Consider the following 18,082-nt stretch of genomic DNA (forward strand, 5'->3'; position numbering starts at 1 on the left):
ATCCCTTGCCGAACTCAGTCGTGAAACCGTTCCGCGCCGATGGTAGTGTGGGGTCTCCCCATGCGAGAGTAGGTCATCGTCAGGCACCTATTCGAAAAAAAACGCCCCCACGGCCTTGCCGCGGGGGCGTTTTTTTTGTGCCCGGAAAAAATGCGCAATCAAGCCGCTGAGTTCAGCGGCTTGATAAGGCTTTAATTCAGTATGTAGCAGGGCACATAGTCTTGGCCGGCTAACTTCATTCTGCCTTGAATAACAAAAGAGCTCAGTAGAACGTCGAGTCGTTGCATCAGCTCTGGTTCGGCTGTTAATTTAAACGGCCCATATTTATCAATAGCCCGGATCCCTTGTTCTTTCACATTGCCTGCTACGATACCTGAGAAAGCACGCCTCAAATTGGCGGCTAGTTCATGGGTGGGTTGGTTTCGGTGGAGTGCTAAGGTCTCCATCGCCATATGTGTGGGTTCAAAAGGGGATTGAAAATCTCGTGCTATCGTCAAGCGCCAGTTGTAATAAAAAGCGTCCTGGTGAGTTCGTCGAAAATCTGTTACTCCATCGATTCCTTTGCGCATCAATCGGGCTACTTGGGTAGGATCGCCGATTATTATCGTATAATGTTTTCTTACCTTTTCCCCTAACGTATAAACGAGGAATTCATCGATTCTATGAAAATATTCCTCCGAGTTTTTAGGGCCGGTAAATATGAGAGGAAGTTGCATCTCATGATTGTCTGGGTGTAGCAGAATGCCTAAAAGATAAAGAATTTCTTCAGCGGTCCCTACGCCCCCCGGAAAGACAATAATGCCATGCCCTAAACGCACAAATGCCTCAAGTCTCTTTTCTATATCTGGCATTACGACAAGTTCGTTGACAATCGGGTTTGGGGCTTCAGCAGCGATGATGCCTGGCTCCGAGACGCCTAGATAACGACCATCACGGCGCCTTTGTTTTGCATGCGCTATGTTGGCCCCTTTCATGGGTCCTTTCATGGCGCCGGGTCCACAGCCTGTGCAAATATCTAGATCGCGTAATCCTAAGTGATAACCTACGTCTTTGGTGTACTCATACTCTTCCCGGGAAATAGAATGGCCACCCCAGCAAACGACTAGCCTTGGGTCGCGTCCTGGTTTTAAGGTTCCAGCTTTACGTAAAATATGAAAGACGGCGTTCGTGGTACCTTCCGCGGTCGAAAGGTCGAAACGTTTATGATGTTGTATTTCGTTATATACATAAACAATATCCCGAATGACTGCAGATAAATGTTCACGTATGCCGCGAATCATGCGCCCATCGACAAAGGCTTCAGCAGGTGCATTAGTAATTTTTAAGCGTATGCCTCGGTCTTGTTGCAATACTTCAATATCAAAATCTTTGTAAGTTTCAAGTATCGCCAGACTGTCATCGGTTGGGTTCCCACAATTAAGTACCGCCAGCGAACAGCGCCGCAATAGATCATGTAAGCCACTTTTGGAAGTGCGATGCAAGCGGTTTACTTCATGCTGAGAAAGAACTTCCAAGCTTCCTTCCGGGGAAATGATGCTGGAAATGGTGTCAACACCTTGAGAATTTAACATTAGGATGCTCGTAAATAGTGAGATTTTGACTTTCTGCCATGCTATCACGCTCTATGAGTCAGCGCAGCGCTGTGATGTTGGAAGCTAGCTGATAGAATGTTGGATAAGGCAAATTTAAGTGTAGATGAGTTGGCACAGCTTATGTTCAATGCGCAGTATTTTCGTACTTATATCACGCTAGTGGAAACAGGAAGCTTCACTCGCACGGCTCGTCGGTTGGACATGACGCAACCTGGCGTGAGCCAGCATATCCGCAAATTGGAAAGTTACTTGGGGAAAGTGCTGCTGGAGCGGCAAGGGAAAAGTTTTACCCTGACAGAACCCGGTCGAAGAGCTTACGATTATGCACTCAAGCTTTTTGCAGAGCATGAACAGTTTCGCCATGGTCTGGACGATGATTCCCTGGATAGCGGCGAATGTCGTATCGCCTCGCCAGGTAGTGTTGGGCTTATGTTTTACCCTTACATACTAGGGCAGCAACAAATGCATCCAAATCTGACGGTTAATTATAGCTTTGCATTTAACCATGAGATTGTTAACGACCTAGTGGAAGGACGCTATGATATAGGGATTGTCACCGAGCCTGTAAAGCACCCTGAATTGAAATGTAGCGTATGGCATCAAGAACCATTGTGCCTAGTGGTCCCGGCTGATTTTACAGGAAGTACGTTGAGTGACCTCATGGGGCTTGGTTTTATCAATTACTATGACGGCATTAATCAAGCCAGTAATTTCTTCAAAGAAAACTATCCGGGTGAGTTTCGCTCCATGACACATTTTAGGCATCAAGGGTTTACCAATGAGGTAAGCATGGTGTTGGATGCAGTGGCGCGAGGGCTGGGATTTACCGTGGTTTCACGGTTGGTTCTAGAAACATCACCGTGGCAGAGGCAAGTTAAGGAACTCACATTTAATAAAGCGATAAATGAAGTATTGCACGTATTGCAGCGTCGTGATTCGACCTTGCCTAAACGCTACGAAAAACTATTGAAGGGATTTAGGGAGCAAAGGATGCAGTAAAATGACCCACTTACTTTATTTTAAATAAGTGGGTCTTGTTAAGATTAGCTGCGATACTCTTCAATGCTTGGGCATGAGCATATAAGCTGTCTATCCCCGAAAACATTATCTACTCGGTTAACAGAAGGCCAGTATTTTCCCAATTTTACGGCTTCTGATGGGAAGGCTCCCAGCTCTCTTGAATAAGGGCGATTCCACTCTTCGACAAGATCAGCTTGAGTATGAGGAGCATTGACCAAAGGGTTATTGTCTACGGGCCATTGACCGTTTTCAACAGACTCAATTTCCTTCCGAATTGCAATCATGGCATCGCAGAAACGATCTATTTCATAGCGAGACTCTGACTCGGTTGGCTCGATCATCAGAGTGCCGGGTACAGGAAAGGACATTGTGGGAGCATGGAAACCATAATCCATCAAACGCTTGGCAATATCTTCTTCACTGATACCTGACGTGGCTTTAAGTGGACGAATGTCAATAATGCATTCATGTGCGACTGTGCCATTATCGCCTTTATAAAGCACCGGGTAATATTCTTCCAGTCGCTTAGCGATATAATTGGCATTCAAGATGGCAAGTTCAGTCGCTTCTCTGAGTCCCCGGGCGCCCATCATCTTGATATAAGCCCATGAGATAGGCAGTATCGAGGCGCTACCAAATGCAGCCGCTGAAACAGCGCCGCTATCGGGATTAACCCCTTCTATTGGGGTCACCACATGGTTGGATACGAATGGAGCCAGGTGTGCCTTGACACCGATAGGGCCCATGCCGGGGCCGCCGCCGCCATGCGGAATACAAAACGTCTTGTGCAAGTTGAGATGTGAGACATCGCCTCCAAAATCACCAGGGCGTGACAAGCCGACCTGAGCATTCATGTTGGCACCATCAATATACACTTGGCCTCCATGTCCATGCACGATACTACATGCTTCGCGTACGCTGCTTTCGAACACGCCATGAGTGGAAGGGTAAGTCAGCATGATGGCGGAAAGATGGTCGCTGTGCTTTTCCGCCTTGTTGCGCAAGTCATTCAGGTCGATATTACCGTCCTGATCGCACTCAACCACGACGACTTCCATCCGCACCATGGCAGCGGAAGCGGGATTGGTACCATGAGCTGAACTGGGAATCAGACACACATTGCGGTGTGCTTCTCCTTGAGCTGCCTGATAACGACGGATAGCCACCAAGCCTGCGTACTCGCCCTGGGCACCGGAATTGGGCTGCATGGAGATGTGATCATAACCAGTAATTTCAGTTAAGAAAGCTGCCAGCTCATCAATCATCTGTTGATAGCCGACCACCTGATCACGCGGAGCGAAAGGATGCAGCTGGGAAAACGCCGGCCACGAGATGGGAATCATCTCACTGGTAGCGTTGAGTTTCATCGTGCAAGAGCCCAGCGGAATCATTGCATGCGCCAGTGACAGATCCTTGTTTTCCAGGCGCTTCAAATAACGCAGCATTTCCGTTTCACTATGGTAGCGCTGGAAGGTCGGATGAGTCAGGAAATCACTTTGACGACGGCTGTTTTCGGGAATTCCGCTGGTTCCATGAGCCATGATGGCATCGTCAAGTACCGCGACCGACAGGGTATGTTCATCGCCGAGTACTACCTCGAACAGCTGGGTAACGTCATGTGCGGTAGTGGTTTCATCCAGGCTGATACCTACGTCGCCGTTATTGAAGTAACGCAAGTTGATCTCATGAGTCATGGCGCGTCCATGAATCTTGCCTGAATCCACATTGGTCAGACGCAATGTGTCAAACCAACTGTCATGAGCCAGTACAATACCGCTTTGCTTGAGGCCTTCCGCTAGAATCGTGGTGAGACGATGCGTACGATGAGCAATTTTCTTGAGCCCTTCAGCCCCATGGTAGGTGGCATAAAACCCGGCAATATTAGCCAGAAGGGCTTGGGCGGTGCAGATATTGGAAGTAGCCTTTTCGCGCCGAATATGTTGTTCGCGTGTTTGCATTGCCATGCGCAGTGCCGTCTTTCCGCGACTATCCTTGGAAACGCCGATTATGCGACCCGGGATTGAGCGTTTGAGCTTGTCGGAGGTGGCAAAGAAAGCTGCATGTGGGCCACCAAAGCCCATGGGAACGCCGAAACGCTGCGAGTTACCCACGACGATATCCGCCCCCAAGGCACCCGGCTCTTTCAATATCACTAGACTGAGAAGATCAGCGGCCACGCAGGTCATGATATGGTTATCGGTGGCCTTTTTCAGTAAAGGCGCCAGGTCGCCGATTTCCCCGGAATTGCCTGGGTATTGGAGTAGCGCGCCGAATACGTCATGATCGGCAAGTGCTTCTGCCGGGCCGACAATAATCGAGAAACCAAAGAACTCTGCGCGAGTCTTGACGACATCCAGGGTTTGGGGGAAAACATTTTCTGCCACGAAAAATGTCGATGAACGGCTTTTCTTGTTGGCTCTCTTGCATAGCGCCATCGCTTCTGCTGCTGCCGTGGCCTCATCCAACAACGATGCATTGGCCAGGTCCATGCCCGTCAAGTCCATGATGACTTGCTGGAAGTTGAGCAGGCCTTCAAGTCGCCCTTGAGAAATTTCCGGCTGGTAGGGCGTATAAGCTGTATACCAACCGGGATTTTCCAAGACATTGCGTTGAATGACGGCAGGCATGTGGGTGCCGTAGTAGCCTTGGCCTATGTGATTTTTCACAACTCGATTTTGCCGGGCAAGGCGTGCCAGATAGTCGAGCGCTTCGGCTTCGCTACGCGGGTCATCCAGTCGCAGTTCACGCTCCAGGCGTATGTCCGACGGGATTGTCTGTTCTATCAGACTGGCCATGCTCTTGATGCCTAACGTGTCGAGCATTGCAGCGGTATCGTCTGCGTTAGGCCCGTTATGGCGCTTGAGGAAGGCGTCGTGGTCGGCCAGGTCGGCCAAGCGGCGTTGATCAAAAGACATAAGACAATTCCAGGCGTGTAGGCACGACAGCACAATCGAGTTGAAAAACAAGAAGGCTCATTAATGAAAAGCGGGCTACGTATCAGTCTTCAGCGTTGATAGTCGCCTGATACGCTTGTGCATCCAGCAACCCCTCAATGGAGGAGGCTTCATCGAGACGTACCTTCATGATCCAGCCAGCCTCGTACGGTGCTTCGTTGATCGTTTCCGGGGAGTCTTCCAAAATCTCATTGACTTCGATGACTTCCCCTTGAACAGGGGAGTAAAGGTCGGACGCAGCTTTGACTGATTCAATCACGCCAAACTCATCGCCCCTGGCAAGCGCACGGCCGACGTCAGGTAGTTCCACAAAGACCACATCGCCCAACGCCTCTTGAGCATGATCGGTGATACCGACCGTGACGGTGCCGTCCTGATTGTCGAGAACCCATTCATGACTTTTTGCATACCGTAACTCGGCAGGAACGTTGCTCATTTTAATTTCCTTTATGAAATGATTTTTCACGCGGTGAATACTAGCGTTAACAGCACTGTTTGGCGACCCCTTGTCCAGGTTCGGCTACGGCTCTCTCCCAGTGAAATAACGGTTGGGAAGCGTCATACCGGCTTTGCTTGCGACAAGGGCAGCAAGCAACAACCTCGCGAGATATTGACGTATGGTAACGAGTTTCCTATCGGAAACAAGTTTCTAGGCAGCTCCATCGCGGTAAGATGAGGTGGAATGCATTACGTAACGGAAAAAAAACCATGAAATATCAAGTTAGACCATGAAATTATGGCACTTGCCCAACAAGACATGGAAGTATGCCAGCCAAATGGTGTAAAACATGCCAATCGTGCTGGGTGTTTTGCGAGGCCACGATAGGGCTGGCATAGCTGGACATCAGCCATAGCTGGGATTATTGAATCAATACAAATAAGACAATACCAAGGGGAATCAGGTGGATACATTAATTAGCTTTTTTGAAGCAATCAATGGTGTGGTATGGGGGCCGTTGATGCTGATATTGCTGCTGGGCGTTGGTCTCTACTTGCAATTGGGTTTGAAGCTAATCCCTATCAGAAAGCTTGGTATGGGTTTCAAGCTTATGTGGCAAGGCCGCACGCCAAAGACAGCCGCTGGCAAAAAGGCCGAGGCGGAAGGGGAAATTTCTCCATTCAACGCCTTGATGACGGCATTGTCCGCAACGATTGGTACCGGCAATATTGCCGGGGTGGCGACTGCCATCGCGTTGGGTGGCCCTGGTGCCGTGTTCTGGATGTGGATTACGGCTCTGGTGGGTATGGCTACCAAGTTTGCCGAAGCTGTACTGGCAGTGCGTTACCGGGAAACTGATAGCCTCGGCTTCCATATTGGCGGCCCGATGTTCTATATCAAGAACGGCCTTGGCAAAAAATGGCTATGGTTAGGGGGAGCATTTGCTTTCTTTGGCGCCGTAGCCGCTTTTGGTATTGGTAATACCGTTCAGTCCAACTCGGTGGCGGATGCCTTGGACTCCACTTTTGGTATTCCCCATTGGCTGACGGGCATCACCATCATGGTACTCGCCGGGGCGGTAATACTGGGAGGAATCAAGCGCATTGCCAAAGTAGCCGGTAAATTGGTTCCGATTATGGGTATTGCCTATATTGTGGCGGGGTTGGCGGTACTGGTAGTTAACGCCGACCAGATAGGCGAAGCCTTTGGTTTGATTTTCTACTATGCCTTCAATCCCATGGCTGCTGCAGGCGGCTTTGCAGGGGCTGCGGTTATGGCGGCGATTCGTTTTGGTGTGGCTCGTGGGATATTCTCCAATGAAGCCGGGCTTGGTAGCGCCCCGATTGCTCACGCAGCGGCCCAAACTAAAAACCCGGTACGCCAAGGGTTGATTGCGATGCTGGGTACGTTTATCGATACCATCGTCGTGTGCACCATCACCGCCCTGGTCATTCTCACTTCCACTGTATGGATTGGAGGAGAAGCGGGCGCGTCGTTGACGGCATTATCCTTCGACGCAGCGCTGCCTGGTTTTGGTAATCAAATTGTCTCGATAGCACTGGCAGTGTTCGCCTTTACCACTATCTTGGGTTGGTCGTTTTACGGTGAAAAATGTTGCCAGTTCCTGTTTGGAACACGCTCCATCATGGTCTATCGCGTGCTGTTCGTGCTTGCGATCCCGCTTGGCGCAATCGCCCAGTTGGGCTTTATCTGGCTGATGGCAGATACGTTCAATGCCCTGATGGCCATACCCAACCTGATTGCTCTGGCGCTGCTGTCGCCGGTGGTGTTCAAGTTGACCAAAGATTACTTTGATGGAAAAGATGTACTGCCGGGCGAGGAGTTGGAACACGATAAAGCATGAACCCAATGGTGGCATGCGTGATGCCCCGGTAGTATAGAGTGAGAAGGCCTTTGTTGGGCCTTCTCTCTTTTTATGTATCAATATCACTATGTAATAAATACCAATGGCAAGGTAGGAAGCAGATATGAACAATCTCAAGCGTACCCCGCTGCATGCACTACATGAGTCGTTGGGAGCTCGGATGGTGCCATTTGCAGGCTATGAAATGCCCGTGCAATACCCCATGGGAGTGAAGAAGGAGCACGAACATACACGCCAGGCTTGCGGCCTGTTCGATGTGTCGCACATGGGACAAATCAAGTTCTCTGGCAAAAATGCAGCGCAAGCGCTGGAAACGCTGATTCCTTCTGACCTGGTAGGTCTTGAAGTGGGCGCGCAGCGTTATGGGTTATTTACCAGTACTGAAGGAGGGATACTTGACGATCTGATGAGCGTCAACGCTGGCGATCATTTTTATCTGGTGGTCAATGCCGCTTGTAAAGATCAGGATGTGGCTCATTTGCGCACTAACCTGGGCGAAACCCATGAAATTGAAGTGCTTGATCGGGGACTGCTCGCGTTACAAGGCCCACAAGCCTCCGAGGTCATGCAGCGGTTATGTCCAGACGCTTGTGAACTGATCTTCATGCAGCATGGCCGTTTCGAGATTGATGGCAGCGAAGTATGGATCAGCCGCAGTGGTTACACGGGAGAGGATGGCTTTGAAATTTCCGTAGCCTCCGATGATTGCGAAGCCTTGGCCAAGAAGTTGTTGAATGAGCCTGAGGTGGAGGCGATTGGCTTGGGAGCCAGAGACTCGCTGCGCCTGGAGGCGGGATTATGTCTTTACGGGCATGACATGGACACAAATACCACTCCCGTTGAAGCTGGATTGATATGGGCGATTGGCAAGGTGCGTCGTCATGGTGGAGAGCGTGCCGGTGGATTTCCCGGGGCTGATCTAGTGCTACATCAGCTGTATGCCAAGGACCATACTCGAAAGCGTGTCGGCTTGATTGCCGATGGCCGGGCGCCAGTACGCGAAGGTGCGGAATTGTTTGATCAAGATGGCCAGGCTGTCGGCGTGGTCACCTCCGGTGGTTTCGGACCGACAGTAGGTAAACCGATTGCCATGGGGTATGTGAGTGTTGAATTAGCCGAAACCAGTACCCAGGTTTTTGCCAGCGTCAGAGGCAAGCTGTTACCGATGACAGTGACAAAAACTCCCTTCGTTGCACCGGGATATTATCGAGGCTGAGGCATTTGTAGCTTTCCCCTGTTGAGCGATTGCGCCAGGCAGGGAAAAGCAGGGTGATTATTTCAACACTCGGCGTGGATCGATCGGCTTTCCCGCCTGGCGCAAATCAAACAGGAGGTCATAGCGCTGAGACGTCACGCTCTGTCCCACTTCACACAGTGGATCACCACGCGATACCGGGGTGTTCTCCTTTACTAAAAGCTTGTCGCATAACGCATAGACGCTTTGCAAATTGTTGTCATGATGCACAATCACCACCTGTCCGAGTTGGCGCATGGTGCTGGCAAAGCGCACTTCGCCGGGTGCGACCGCAAGCGCCTTGGCCCCTGCCTCGGTGGCCAGCAACATGGGTTGCAGAGAGCCACGGCTGTCGGGGCCGAAACGTCGAACAATCCGATAGTCGTTTAATGGCCAAGACCATTGCCGTACCGAGGCAGGTAAGTCCAGATCGGTGGATGCTGCTGGGGCTTGGCTCGTCGTCGTGCGCCTGTTGGGAAGTGTGCGTGCAGCTGATGTGGTGACTGTCGATGTATCTCTCAAGGGTACGCTTATCACCTGGCCGATACGCAGCTGTGTCGGCGAGATGCCTGAGTTGGCTTGCTGAATGCGGGCTGGCGTGGTGGCGAAATGCCGTGCAATCGCTGAATAGGTATCGCCGGGGCGAACTTGATAGCGATAAGGGCCGCCCGAGGGCGCGCGTTCTTGTTGCGTAGGCATCAACAAACGTTGCCCGACAGCCAGTCGGTGTGAATCGACTCCGGGATTGAAACGCTGTAAGCGTTCAAGTGGCACATTGCCGCGGGAAGCCAGATTGCCCAGCGTATCGCCACGCTGAACCGCCACCCAATGTCCGGTAATGTTATTGCCGGAAAGCTTATTGGACGCTGAAACCGCCGCTCGTTGAGGTGTCTCAGAAGTGCTTGCGCAGCCAGAAAGTAGAGCGATAACAATAAGTACACCGATAAAAGGAGCGCTCATTCGTGACCGATCCGCCCATCCAGCATGGCATCTTTTTCTTGCCAGAGTGCATTGAGCCATGAATGAAAGCGTTCCTTATGCTGCGATTCCTGGTGATAGTCGGTTTCTTTCATCCACGAAGGCATCTCAAGCCGTCGTGCATGAAGGGTGATCGGAGCCTCTTGGCCACATAAGAATTTCCAGAAACTAGGTGAGGGGTTCCGGTAGCTAATCGTCACATCCAATATGCCATCCAAGGTGCCGCCAAGCAGATTAAGCACTTGGGCCACACCGCCTGCCTTGGGGCGCAGCAGGTGGCGATAAGGGCTCTGCTGAGCATCACGTTTGGCAGGAGTGAACCGTGTCCCCTCCACGAAGTTGAAAATCGCGATGGGCATCTCCTGAGCGCGGTTGCACATGCGGCGAGTCGCTTCACGGTCAATATCTGCCAAGTGTGGATTTTTTTGCAGATGTTCACGGCTATAACGCCGCATGAAAGGAAACTCCAGTGCCCAAAATGCCAATCCCACCACAGGAATCCAGATTAGCTGACGCTTTATAAAAAAGCGCGGCATGGGGATACGCCGATGAAGCACCATCAGCAGCATGAAAATATCGATCCAGCTACGATGGTTGGATAATACCAGCCACCATTGCCGGGAGCTCAAATCATCGGGAAACGTGGCTTTCAGGCTGGGCTTGAGCCAGCGACGCATCCACCAAAGATTAAACCCAATCCAGTTAAGTGCGACGCGATCGAGATTCACAAGGAGCCGACGTTTCATGGCACGGCCTGGGGCGATCACTTTCAACAATGTCAACACGATAAGAGGAACGCCCCAGAATAGCGTGTTGATTGTCAGCAATACTATGCTGACCAGCCCCTTGAGAATAGGCATGACGGTTCCCTTACTTTTTATCGTCACCAAGGCGTTTTCTCTCATCACTAACTGACTGCAATGCTAAAGGATATTGCCTATGCTTCCCAGTGACTGAGAGGTAATGACAAGAAATGAGGTATTAGGACAAAAGGGTCAGAGTGGGGGCCTGGACGGTTTCGCGTAATACTTCCCTCAATGCTTGAGCGGCGACGGAAAGTTCATCGTGCGTCAGAATCCCGACAATGCAGGCAATGCCCGGTGCGGTAAGCGGTATGCAGCGTGCCCCTAAATCATGCATTTGGCGAATGCACATGGACGGAACAGCGCTCACCCCCAATCCTTCCGCAACCATTCGGCCCACCGTAGAAAGCTGATGACTTTCAAATGCCACGGGAAGGCTGATCTGACGTTTTTCCAGCTGTTGTTCCAGTAGGCGTCGCAGCATCGAAGGGCGCTGCAGGGTAATGAAATCTTCTTCAAGTAACATTGACCACTCTAAGGCAGGATAGCTGGCCAAAGGGGAATCCAAAGGAACCACCGCAACAAACTGATCCTTGAACAGGGGGGTGAACGATAAGCTTCCCGCCCCTTCGGGAGAGAAGGCGATTCCCATTTCAACCTGGCGTGACCGCACCATTTCGGTGACTTCCTCGTTGATTACATCATGCACGGTGATGTTGATCTTGGGATAGCGTTGGCGGAAAGCGACCAGGGCGCTAGGCAATAGATTACACGCAAAAGCCGGCATGGCGGCTACGCTTAACCTGCCCAGTTGAAGTGTGAAACGCTGGCGCAGCAGGTCTTCTGCATCATCCCATTGTGCTAACAAGTGCTTGGCCAAGGGAAGCAGGGATTCTCCTTCAGGCGTCAGGCGGACACTACGTGTACTGCGCAAAAGCAGTTTGCCACCCAATGTTTCTTCGAGCCCTTTGATGGTAAGGCTAAGAGCAGGCTGCGAGAGGTGAAGGCGTTCGCAGGCCTGAGTGAAGCTCAAGGTCTGGGCGACAGCCAGAAAGGCACGAAGCTGTTTGACGGTCACTGAGCCTCCGAAAGACGGAAAATTAAAAATTTGAAAAATAAATAAATTGATAAGAAAAACAAACTTAACAAATATATTGCCAGACCCAACACTGGCAGTACAGTAGTAGGGTTCCTTGTTCCATCTGAAAACAACGTGAGGCATAACAATGGCCGGATTCGATAAGCGAGTATTTTCCTACGAACAGGCAATGGAAGGCATTGAAGACGGCATGACGATCATTGCCGGTGGTTTCGGCCTGTGCGGTATTCCCGAAAATCTGATTGCCGAAATCAAGCGTCGCCGTGTCAAGGATCTAACGGTGGTTTCCAACAATTGCGGGGTCGACGGTTTTGGTTTAGGCCTACTGCTGGAGGATCGTCAGATTCGCAAGATATTCGCCTCCTATGTCGGCGAAAACGCCTTGTTCGAGCAGCAGATGCTCAACGATGAAATCGAAGTGGTCCTGACGCCTCAGGGCACCCTGGCTGAAAAGATGCGTGCTGGCGGCGCGGGTATCCCCGCTTTTTATACCGCTACCGGTTACGGCACGCCTATCGGGGAAGGCAAGGAAGTCCGTGAATTCAATGGTCGCCCACATATTCTCGAAGAAGCCATGACGGGTGATTTTGCCATCGTCAAAGGCTGGAAAGCCGATCGTTACGGGAATGTGGTGTATCGCCACACGGCACAAAATTTCAATCCCATGGCCGCCACAGCAGGCAGGATTACCGTTGTCGAAGTCGAGGAAATCGTCGAGCCTGGCGAGCTGGAGCCCAGCCAGATCCATACGCCGGGTATCTATGTTGACCGGATTATCCAGGGGTCATTTGAAAAGCGCATCGAGAAGCGCACCGTGCGCAGCTGAGCTGCTCTGTTTACGCCTAGTGGCATTTCAAGTTTCTGTTAGAACAAGAGGTAATCATCATGGCTTTGACACGTGAACAAATGGCTCAGCGCGTCGCACGTGAACTGGAAGATGGGTTTTACGTCAACTTGGGCATAGGCATCCCCACGTTGGTAGCTAATTATATTCCCGATGGCATTGATGTCATGTTGCAGTCGGAAAACGGCTTGTTGGGCATGGGGCGTTTTCCAACGGAAGATGAGCTGGACCCGGATATGATCAATGCCGGCAAGCAAACGGTTACCGCACGTCCTGGGGCAGCGATTTTCTCGTCGGCTGAATCGTTTGCCATGATCCGAGGGGGCCACGTTGATTTGACGGTTTTAGGCGCCTTTGAAGTCGACCAGAACGGTAATATCGCCTCCTGGATGGTGCCTGGCAAACTCATCAAGGGCATGGGGGGCGCGATGGATCTTGTGGCGGGTGCGGAAAACATTATCTGCACCATGACGCATGCGTCCAAGCACGGTGAGTCCAAATTGCTGGAAAGCTGTAACCTGCCATTGACCGGTGCCGGTTGTATCAATCGCGTATTGACGGATCTCGCTTATCTGGAAATCAAGGATGGCGCTTTTATTCTAAAAGAGCGCGCCCCCGGGGTCAGTGTCGAGGAGATAGTTGAAAAAACCGCAGGTAAGCTCATTGTGCCTGCTCATGTGCCGGAAATGACCTTCGAGGAAAGTGCCTGAAAACGCCGGAAACACGCTTTTAAAACCGCCCCGAAGGGGCGGTTGCTAGGCTAGTTCACAACGAGTGTGATGCGGAAACAGGAGTTCTGCCACCTGGCCGTGGGCATTCTCTGTCTGCTTTTCAGCTAACACCAAACCCCCAAGCGATACGCGGTGCTCATCGCCGTCGGAAAAAGGCAAACGTTGGGCTGTGGTGGGGTAAAAACGATAATTCAGTAACGGTGAAATCGGAAAAATACCGTTATGCCGATCCGCATTACCCCGCAGTCCGACTTGTACCAGTTGCTGGTCAAGCTCCGTCAATGTCGCCCCCCACGTCTTGCAATCAAAGCCTGCATGGTGCAAGCGCGGCCCCATGATGGCCAGCCAGCCAGCCAGAGGGTGAGCTTGATAAAGCAATTGATAAGTTTCCCAGCTGGGCATTGGCCATGGGCGTCCACGAGAAAGTAGATTCTGGCCCCTGCAATCTTCCGGGTGGGCCTGGCTGATCAAGGCTTCCAGTTGGCGTCGGGGTTCTCGGGACAAAGTGCCGGTTTGTAATTCGGCAAGCACCAACCAGCTTCCTGAATCCGGAGGACAAAGCAGGTGGACTAACAAGCCGCGGTCAGCCATGGCATATTTGTTGACAGGCCGATAGCCCAGGTGAGCCAGGTTGGAGAGCAAGACACTGCTGGAAAAGAAACCATGGTTCAGGGTGAGCAGGGTGAAGTATTCAGCGGGCACCGGCAGTGAAAATAAGCTCAGCGAGCTGATGTCCGGGTGGGCATGAACATAATCCAGCCAAAGTTGCTGGACGAACTCGTCGCGCTGCATAGCGTTTTCCTCATCTCCAGACACGCGCATGTGCTCTGCTTGTCACAAGCCTCGATTAAGACGAGGTCAGTATAGGCAAGGAAGATGCAACGGCGTTCAACGGAGGAAAACACCAAGGAATCAGGCTGAAGGTAACAGACCTTGTTGGCGCACGTACTGGGCGAATTCAGTGAAACCCCCAATATGGGTCTGGTCGACGAAAATCTGTGGAACGGTGTGAACCGGCTTGCCGGCGGTTTTTTCAATATCCGCCTTGGTGACACCTTCTGTCGGCATATCTACATACCGGTAGCCCTGGATAGCTTCCTCACGTTCCAGGCGTTCGGCTAATTGTTTGGCACGTACACAAAAAGGGCAGGACATACGCCCAAAAATCACTACAAACATGGCATCTTCTCGCAAGAATCAGTGAATAAAAGATAAGTATTAAATACATTTACCCTATGATGCCATTTTGCCGGAGCCTTATGCTCCTGGCCAATAGTCATAAGCTACCCTAGCCATGAAAAAGCTATATCAAGCTGGATGAAAAGGATAGGAGAACGAGACAAGTGCTGACGCAGGATGATTATCGTCGCCTGGCGAAGCTGGCTACCGACTACCGGGATAAGCATTTCAAGCAACTCAAGCAGATGGCTTGTTTCAATCCTCGGCTGGGTGTGGATGCCCTATGTTTTCAAAAGCTGGATGAGGGATTACTGGCGGGAGCCTTGATTACCCCGACAGCGTTGTGGTTGGTTGCGCTACCTGTCGATGGGCAAGCACCCCAGTGTGAAAATAGTCTCACTATTACGCTGCCTTCGGGAGCGTATCGATTGCAACAGGAAGCGCTGGGGCCTCATCACTTTCTGTGGAAACGTTGTATTCTTGAGGATCTTGGCGCCTTGAAAAGTATGGAAGAAGCGGCGCGCCTGGCTCAGTCAATGATGAGCCGGCTGATGGAGCCACCTGCTTGATGCCAGTGTCATCAGAGATTACTTTACGAGTCGCTTTGCGAAATAGCGCAATGGTGCCAAGGTAAGGCACAAGGCGAATCACACATGATCGCTTACCACACAGTCTGATAAAGGGAAAATCGCATGACAAATACAGCCTCCTCGGCTATACCACGAGTGGCGCTGGTCACCGGTACCACCAGCGGTATCGGTGAAGCAGTGGTCAAGCATTTCTGTGAGCTGGGTTATCAGGTGCTCGCGGTTGATTTTAACCCGGCGGGAGAGACAGTGGCGCAAGCTGCTGGTGCTACTTTTTTCCAAGCCGACTTGACCGACCCTGAGGCCTGTCGTGCCGCTGTTGCCGAGGCCAATAAGCGCTTTGGTGGGGTAGATATCCTGGTCAATAATGCCGGCATTCAGCACGTGTCATCCATTGAAGAATTTCCAGAAGAAAAGTGGCGGCAAATCATCGATTTGATGCTGACGGCCCCTTTCCTGCTGACGCAGGCAGTATGGCCCAATATGCGTGAATGCGGCTGGGGTCGGGTCATCAATATTGCCTCGGTGCATGCACAAGTCGCATCGCCAGGCAAAGCTGCTTACGTTAGCGCCAAGCACGGCATTATCGGTTTGACCAAGACTGCCGCCCTGGAAGGCGGGGAGCAGGGCATTACCGTCAATGCCATCTGTCCGGCATACGTCAAGACACCGCTGGTGGATAACCAGATTGCCGATCAGGCAAAGCTCAATGGCATGGAAGAGCAAGAAGTCATCGAAAAGATCATGCTCAAGAATGCAGCGGTCAAGCGCTTGATCGAGCCCTCTGAAGTGGCAGGAATGGTGGCTTTCCTGGCGTCGGATGCCGCTGGAGCGGTGACTGGCTCGAGTTGGAACATCGATTTGGGCTGGACCGCCCAGTAAGTCGGCTACCGTCGCACAGGACGCTTCTGTAATTTGCGTTGCAGGGTGCGCCGGTGCATTCCCAACGCACGTGCAGTAGCGGAGATATTGCCATCGTGTTCCTGCAGTACTTTCTGGATATGTTCCCAGGTGATGCGATTGATCGATGGCGGATTTTCCGCTACTTCGGCGTTGGGATCCCCGCCTTCACGCTCGAAGGCAGCCAGCACATCCTCGGCATCAGCTGGTTTGCACAGGTAGTTCACTGCGCCGAGCTTGATGGCTTCCACGGCGGTGGCAATGCTGGAATAGCCGGTAAGTACCACAATCCGGCAGTGGGGGGCCACTTCGAGTAATTCCGGCAGTAATTTCAAGCCGGAGCTATGTTCCAGCTTGAGATCCAGGGTGGCCATTGTCGGGTTGTATTGGCTTGCCAAGGCAAGCGCCTGTTCCGCATCGTAGGCGATCAGGACTTGATAGCCACGACGGGTCAATGCACGGCTGAGTACATGGCAGAACATTTCATCGTCGTCGATGATTAACAGGCGTGGCTCTGGGGTGTGCATGGCATCCTCGTCAATGATGGCGCTTGAATACGTTCAGTTTTGGGATAGGCGTGGAAGAGTGACTTCCGTCAAGGTGCCGCCCTCAGGGTGGTTATACAAGCTGACCCCGCCCCCAAGACGATTGATAGTGGCATGGGTAAGAAATAACCCGATGCCCATGCCTTTGCTTTTCGTGGAAATGAAAGTTTCCCCGAGTTGATCGGCAATGGACATGGCCACGCCCGGCCCGTGGTCACGGATATCAATGACTACTTTACTCTCATTCCAGTCCAGGCGGATGAAGATACTGTCTGGATTGGCATCGGCGGCATTGTTGAGCAAGTTGGTCAATGCCTGGTCCAGGGTCGTGTCGACGGCTATCCAGGGGCGCCCTCGATGCTCAGCGATTTCGAAACGATGGCTGACATCCGGACGCAACACCAGCCAGCGTTGAACCACGGCGGCCAGCCAATATTCTGCATCCAGGACTTCCGGCTCCGCCATCTTGCGGCGATCGGCTTGGGCGACCAGATGTTGCAAGCGCGATTTACAAATATCCACTTGCTGGCGAAGCAATGAAATATCCTGGGCCAGTACAGAATCTTTCTCGGCATCATGCTGCATTTCATTGAGCAGTACCGCCATGGTGGAAAGCGGCGTGCCTAGCTCGTGAGCGGTACCTGCGGCTTGCGTGGCGACGGCAAGCACCTGTTCGTTACGCAAGGCGGCTTCACGCGTCCGTGAAAGCGCCTGGTCGCGGTTGCGCAAGGCATGGGCCATCTTGTAGATAAAAAAGGTCACCAACCCAGCGGAAAGGCCGAAATTGATCCACATGCCGAGTATATGCAGACTCAACGGTGTCTCGGTATTAAGCTGAGCCAGTTGCGGGATCGGCTGGTAGTGGAACATCAAGAACGTATAAGCGGCCATTGCCATGGCCGCGATGATCCAGGCATGGCGCCAGGGGAGCGTAGCCGCCGCAATGGTGATAGGCACCAGGTAATAAGTGATGAACGGGTTGGTCGAGCCACCTGTAAAGTAAAATACCAGGGATAGGCCGACGATGTCGGCCAGCAAGTGAGCCAGGTATTCTGCATGGGTGACTGCCTTGGGTCGGCCGAGGCGCCACCAGGTAAGCATATTGAGAAGCCCCATGGCGATCACCACGCTCACCACGGCGGTGACGTGCAACTCAAATGCCAGTAACTCGACGCCCACGATAATGGCAACAAGAAAACCGGTCCAGGTGATGCCGCGTACAATGGTAAGTCTGACCAGGTTTCGACTAGGCGTAGACAGGGGAAGAGGTAAAGCGGCAAGCATGATTGTCG

The 18,082-nt window shown here is 52.0% G+C and carries 17 protein-coding genes and 1 rRNA gene; 8 read left to right on the forward strand and 10 right to left on the reverse strand.

Translation table 11 applies throughout. The features are described from left to right. Positions 1-85 (forward strand): 5S ribosomal RNA (gene rrf, locus GPM19_RS15735); the annotation flags it as partial. A 106-nt stretch (positions 86-191) separates the two neighbouring features. Here the strand turns inward: rrf and ppnN are convergent. After that, positions 192-1,571: a nucleotide 5'-monophosphate nucleosidase PpnN gene (ppnN, locus tag GPM19_RS09365; RefSeq protein ID WP_160418790.1), complete on the reverse strand. Its 1,380-nt coding sequence runs from the start codon at positions 1,569-1,571 to the stop codon at positions 192-194. A 141-nt stretch (positions 1,572-1,712) separates the two neighbouring features. Here ppnN and GPM19_RS09370 point away from each other — a divergent pair, with 141 nt between their 5' ends. Next, the gene (locus tag GPM19_RS09370) at positions 1,713-2,591 is read left to right on the forward strand and encodes a LysR family transcriptional regulator (RefSeq protein WP_160418973.1); all 879 of its coding nucleotides are present in this window, start codon (positions 1,713-1,715) and stop codon (positions 2,589-2,591) included. Positions 2,592-2,635: 44 nt separating this feature from the next. On the opposite strand, the gene gcvP is transcribed toward GPM19_RS09370, so the two are convergent. Together gcvP and gcvH are read right to left on the reverse strand one after the other, a co-directional pair. Next, the gene (gene gcvP, locus GPM19_RS09375) at positions 2,636-5,527 is read right to left on the reverse strand and encodes an aminomethyl-transferring glycine dehydrogenase (RefSeq protein ID WP_160418791.1); all 2,892 of its coding nucleotides are present in this window, start codon (positions 5,525-5,527) and stop codon (positions 2,636-2,638) included. Positions 5,528-5,609: 82 nt separating this feature from the next. Next, positions 5,610-6,002: a glycine cleavage system protein GcvH gene (gene gcvH / locus GPM19_RS09380; RefSeq protein WP_160418792.1), complete on the reverse strand. Its 393-nt coding sequence runs from the start codon at positions 6,000-6,002 to the stop codon at positions 5,610-5,612. A gap of 466 nt (positions 6,003-6,468) precedes the next feature. Between gcvH and GPM19_RS09385 the strand changes: the two genes are divergently transcribed. Next, complete coding sequence (locus tag GPM19_RS09385) at positions 6,469-7,869, forward strand: alanine/glycine:cation symporter family protein (RefSeq protein WP_160418793.1); 1,401 nt, start codon at positions 6,469-6,471, stop codon at positions 7,867-7,869. Between the two features lie 124 nt (positions 7,870-7,993). Further along, positions 7,994-9,106 (forward strand): glycine cleavage system aminomethyltransferase GcvT, encoded by a 1,113-nt coding sequence (gene gcvT, locus GPM19_RS09390; RefSeq protein ID WP_160418794.1) that lies wholly within the window; start codon positions 7,994-7,996, stop codon positions 9,104-9,106. Positions 9,107-9,163: 57 nt separating this feature from the next. Here gcvT and GPM19_RS09395 read toward each other — a convergent pair whose 3' ends face one another. The 3 genes from GPM19_RS09395 to GPM19_RS09405 form a co-directional block, all read right to left on the reverse strand. After that, positions 9,164-10,084: a LysM peptidoglycan-binding domain-containing protein gene (locus tag GPM19_RS09395; protein WP_227842332.1), complete on the reverse strand. Its 921-nt coding sequence runs from the start codon at positions 10,082-10,084 to the stop codon at positions 9,164-9,166. Next, positions 10,081-10,962, reverse strand: a complete 882-nt coding sequence (gene yihG / locus GPM19_RS09400) for a 1-acylglycerol-3-phosphate O-acyltransferase, YihG family (protein ID WP_160418796.1) — start codon at positions 10,960-10,962, stop codon at positions 10,081-10,083. Before yihG ends, GPM19_RS09395 begins: the two co-directional genes overlap by 4 nt. Positions 10,963-11,083: 121 nt before the next feature. Then, a complete protein-coding gene (locus tag GPM19_RS09405; protein WP_160418797.1) occupies positions 11,084-11,983 on the reverse strand; it encodes a LysR family transcriptional regulator in 900 nt (299 codons plus the stop codon). Positions 11,984-12,131: 148 nt separating this feature from the next. Between GPM19_RS09405 and GPM19_RS09410 the strand changes: the two genes are divergently transcribed. Continuing rightward, positions 12,132-12,830 (forward strand): CoA transferase subunit A, encoded by a 699-nt coding sequence (locus tag GPM19_RS09410; RefSeq protein ID WP_160418798.1) that lies wholly within the window; start codon positions 12,132-12,134, stop codon positions 12,828-12,830. A 59-nt stretch (positions 12,831-12,889) separates the two neighbouring features. Continuing rightward, entirely contained in the window at positions 12,890-13,558 is a 669-nt protein-coding gene (locus GPM19_RS09415; protein ID WP_160418799.1) for a CoA transferase subunit B, read from the forward strand. A 45-nt stretch (positions 13,559-13,603) separates the two neighbouring features. Here GPM19_RS09415 and GPM19_RS09420 read toward each other — a convergent pair whose 3' ends face one another. Both GPM19_RS09420 and GPM19_RS09425 read right to left on the reverse strand, forming a co-directional pair. After that, positions 13,604-14,371 carry a VOC family protein gene (locus GPM19_RS09420; RefSeq protein ID WP_160418974.1) on the reverse strand — a complete coding sequence of 256 codons (768 nt, stop codon included), beginning with the start codon at positions 14,369-14,371 and terminating at the stop codon, positions 13,604-13,606. A gap of 120 nt (positions 14,372-14,491) precedes the next feature. After that, positions 14,492-14,758 (reverse strand): GrxA family glutaredoxin, encoded by a 267-nt coding sequence (locus GPM19_RS09425; protein WP_160418800.1) that lies wholly within the window; start codon positions 14,756-14,758, stop codon positions 14,492-14,494. Between the two features lie 164 nt (positions 14,759-14,922). Between GPM19_RS09425 and hybE the strand changes: the two genes are divergently transcribed. Both hybE and GPM19_RS09435 read left to right on the forward strand, forming a co-directional pair. Further along, on the forward strand, positions 14,923-15,327 hold the full coding sequence (gene hybE / locus GPM19_RS09430; RefSeq protein ID WP_319928111.1) for a [NiFe]-hydrogenase assembly chaperone HybE: 405 nt from the start codon (positions 14,923-14,925) through the stop codon (positions 15,325-15,327). Between the two features lie 123 nt (positions 15,328-15,450). Beyond that, a complete protein-coding gene (locus GPM19_RS09435) occupies positions 15,451-16,227 on the forward strand; it encodes a 3-hydroxybutyrate dehydrogenase (RefSeq protein ID WP_160418801.1) in 777 nt (258 codons plus the stop codon). A 5-nt stretch (positions 16,228-16,232) separates the two neighbouring features. Here the strand turns inward: GPM19_RS09435 and GPM19_RS09440 are convergent, their stop codons facing one another. Further along, positions 16,233-16,772 carry a response regulator transcription factor gene (locus GPM19_RS09440; protein WP_160418802.1) on the reverse strand — a complete coding sequence of 180 codons (540 nt, stop codon included), beginning with the start codon at positions 16,770-16,772 and terminating at the stop codon, positions 16,233-16,235. Between the two features lie 33 nt (positions 16,773-16,805). Next, entirely contained in the window at positions 16,806-18,074 is a 1,269-nt protein-coding gene (locus GPM19_RS09445) for an ATP-binding protein (protein ID WP_160418803.1), read from the reverse strand. Between the last annotated feature and the right edge of the window lie 8 nt (positions 18,075-18,082).

Source organism: Vreelandella zhuhanensis, assembly GCF_009793355.1.
Taxonomy (GTDB): domain Bacteria; phylum Pseudomonadota; class Gammaproteobacteria; order Pseudomonadales; family Halomonadaceae; genus Vreelandella; species Vreelandella zhuhanensis.

Bases quoted from the DNA above. Each gene is read 5' to 3' on its own strand.
- GPM19_RS09445 (WP_160418803.1), bottom strand. From the start codon at position 18,074: ATGCTTGCCGCTTTACCTCTTCCCCTGTCTACGCCTAGTCGAAACCTG.
- gcvP (WP_160418791.1), bottom strand. From the start codon at position 5,527: ATGTCTTTTGATCAACGCCGCTTGGCCGACCTGGCCGACCACGACGCC.
- GPM19_RS09370 (WP_160418973.1), top strand. From the start codon at position 1,713: ATGTTCAATGCGCAGTATTTTCGTACTTATATCACGCTAGTGGAAACA.
- GPM19_RS09420 (WP_160418974.1), bottom strand. From the start codon at position 14,371: ATGCAGCGCGACGAGTTCGTCCAGCAACTTTGGCTGGATTATGTTCAT.
- GPM19_RS09410 (WP_160418798.1), top strand. From the start codon at position 12,132: ATGGCCGGATTCGATAAGCGAGTATTTTCCTACGAACAGGCAATGGAA.
- GPM19_RS09395 (WP_227842332.1), bottom strand. From the start codon at position 10,084: ATGAGCGCTCCTTTTATCGGTGTACTTATTGTTATCGCTCTACTTTCT.
- ppnN (WP_160418790.1), bottom strand. From the start codon at position 1,571: ATGTTAAATTCTCAAGGTGTTGACACCATTTCCAGCATCATTTCCCCG.
- GPM19_RS09415 (WP_160418799.1), top strand. From the start codon at position 12,890: ATGGCTTTGACACGTGAACAAATGGCTCAGCGCGTCGCACGTGAACTG.
- GPM19_RS09425 (WP_160418800.1), bottom strand. From the start codon at position 14,758: ATGTTTGTAGTGATTTTTGGGCGTATGTCCTGCCCTTTTTGTGTACGT.
- GPM19_RS09440 (WP_160418802.1), bottom strand. From the start codon at position 16,772: ATGCACACCCCAGAGCCACGCCTGTTAATCATCGACGACGATGAAATG.
- yihG (WP_160418796.1), bottom strand. From the start codon at position 10,962: ATGCCTATTCTCAAGGGGCTGGTCAGCATAGTATTGCTGACAATCAAC.
- gcvT (WP_160418794.1), top strand. From the start codon at position 7,994: ATGAACAATCTCAAGCGTACCCCGCTGCATGCACTACATGAGTCGTTG.
- GPM19_RS09435 (WP_160418801.1), top strand. From the start codon at position 15,451: ATGACAAATACAGCCTCCTCGGCTATACCACGAGTGGCGCTGGTCACC.
- gcvH (WP_160418792.1), bottom strand. From the start codon at position 6,002: ATGAGCAACGTTCCTGCCGAGTTACGGTATGCAAAAAGTCATGAATGG.